This is a genomic window from Halobacillus sp. BBL2006 (genome assembly GCF_000786645.1).
Classification (GTDB): domain Bacteria; phylum Bacillota; class Bacilli; order Bacillales; family Halobacillaceae; genus Halobacillus.
The window spans coordinates 1-2,060 of sequence record NZ_JRNX01000278.1; the positions used below are offsets into that span (position 1 = coordinate 1).

Genomic DNA, 2,060 nt, shown 5'->3' on the forward strand with positions numbered 1-2,060 from the left:
TATGGGTAGCTGAATTCGTATTTTTTCGTAATTCTTCCTCAACCGAAGGGAAGCACCTTGAGAGAAAGTCTTTTCCCATCATTCTTGTTGCGGTTTTAGCAACAGTTGTCGTATCCCTCATCATGCGTGAATGGGAAGTCGGGATCCTGTTCTCGAAACCACTTTGGTGGATCGGCTTGGGCCTCTATGCGAGTGGGGTTCTGCTCCGATATTGGGGGATTTTACATTTAAAAGAACAGTTTACGAGAGATGTCTCCGTTAAAGAAGGGGATCGGCTTGTAAGCAGTGGTCCATATAGGAAGCTTAGGCACCCTCTTTATACAGGGTTGTTTTTTATCATTGTAGGTTTTTGTTTAGGTGTAGGAAATCTTTGGACGACTTTCATCTGTGGAGGAATAGTAGCATTCGCCTTACTACATAGGATTCGCATTGAAGAAGCGATGCTCATTCAAACCCATGGAGATAGATATGAAAAATGGAGCCGTTCGAGGTATCGGCTTATTCCGTTCGTTTATTAACCTTGGAGGTGGATGGTTTGAAAAGAAAGACGGCGATTGTTGTTGGTGCAGGCTTAGGTGGAATGTCAGCAGCGATTCGGTTGACTGCAGATGGTTATGATGTCAAATTGATTGAAAAGAATAGTAACCTTGGCGGTAAGCTTAATCGAAGGGAAGGAAAAGGGTTTACGTTTGATACCGGACCATCGATATTAACGATGCCCTGGGTATTGGAGCAATTATTTGAGAGTGTCCATCGACGTCTGGAGGATTACATAACTGTCGAACGGGTGGAACCTCAGTGGCGGACATTTTTCGAAGATGGAACACAGCTTGACGTGACTAGTGATCTTCCGACGATGCTGGAAGAAATGGCAAAGGTGACTCAGCGGCCAAACCGGAAGCTCACGGATTTTCTTTCTTACAGTCAGGACATGTATGAGCTTTGTATGAAGAGTTTCTACAAGTATAGTATAGAAGACTTAAAAGATCTGAAGAGTCATCATAAATTGAAGGAGCTCTTCCAAATGGATCCGTTGAGTACAGTTGCAAAATCCACCCATAAACACTTTGACAACAAATACTTGGAGCAGCTGTTCAACTTCTTCGTCATGTATGTAGGATCGAACCCCTATTCGTCTCCAGCTATTCTTAACCAGCTGGTCTATGTTCAACTGGGATTGGGAATCCATTATGTCAAAGGTGGTATGTATCAGATTGCTGAAGCGATGGGACAGCTAATGGATGAGCTGCGTGTTGAGGTACAATTCAATACACCAGTGAAGCGTTTCGTCGTTGAAGAGGATACGGTAGTAGGTGTTGAAACGGAGGATGGAACCATTCATGAAGCGGATGTAGTCGTTTCCAACTTAGAAGCGATCCCTGCTTATCGCCGACTTGCACCGAATACTTCTAAAGTGAAGAAAGAAACGAAAACATTGGAGAAAAAATTTGATCCAACTGTATCTGGCCTTGTCTTGTTACTAGGAACTGATAAGAAATTTGAAAACCTGAAGCACCATAACTTCTTTTTCTCGGAAGATCCTGAATTAGAGTTTAAGCAAATATTTGACCAAGGAAAGCCAGCCGATGATCCGACAATTTATATTGGAATATCATCTCGCTCGGATGAAACGCAGGCTCCAGATGGAAAAGACAATTTATTCGTGTTGACACACGTCCCTCCATTGTCCAATAAAAAACGTAAACCAATTGATTGGGATCAATACCGTGAAAAGGTATTAGATAAATTGGAGCGTATGGGGATGACCGGGTTACGGGATTCCATTGAGTTTGAATACCGTTTTACCCCAGAAGATTTAGAATCTTTATATGGACCGAACGGTGGATCCATTTACGGAATTGCTGCAGATCGAAAAACAAACGGAGGGTTTAAAGTTCCTTCGAAGAGCCAAGTGTATAATGGATTATATTTTGTTGGCGGTTCTACTCACCCGGGTGGAGGGGTGCCGATGGTTACTCTCTCCGGCCAGTTAACAGCTGATTTGATAAAAGAGCAGGAATCGAAACAACCAGTTAAACAATAAACAAAAAAGACCAGCA

At 42.8% G+C, this 2,060-nt stretch carries 2 protein-coding genes; both read left to right on the top strand.

Annotated elements, in window-relative coordinates; translation table 11 throughout:
- Positions 1–518, top strand: a 518-nt coding sequence (locus LD39_RS09195; RefSeq protein ID WP_052158795.1) for an isoprenylcysteine carboxylmethyltransferase family protein, incomplete at its 5' end; no start/stop codon positions are given.
- A 17-nt stretch (positions 519–535) separates the two neighbouring features.
- Complete coding sequence (locus LD39_RS09200; RefSeq protein ID WP_035545467.1) at positions 536–2,044, top strand: NAD(P)/FAD-dependent oxidoreductase; 1,509 nt, start codon at positions 536–538, stop codon at positions 2,042–2,044.
- Positions 2,045–2,060: the final 16 nt, after the last annotated feature.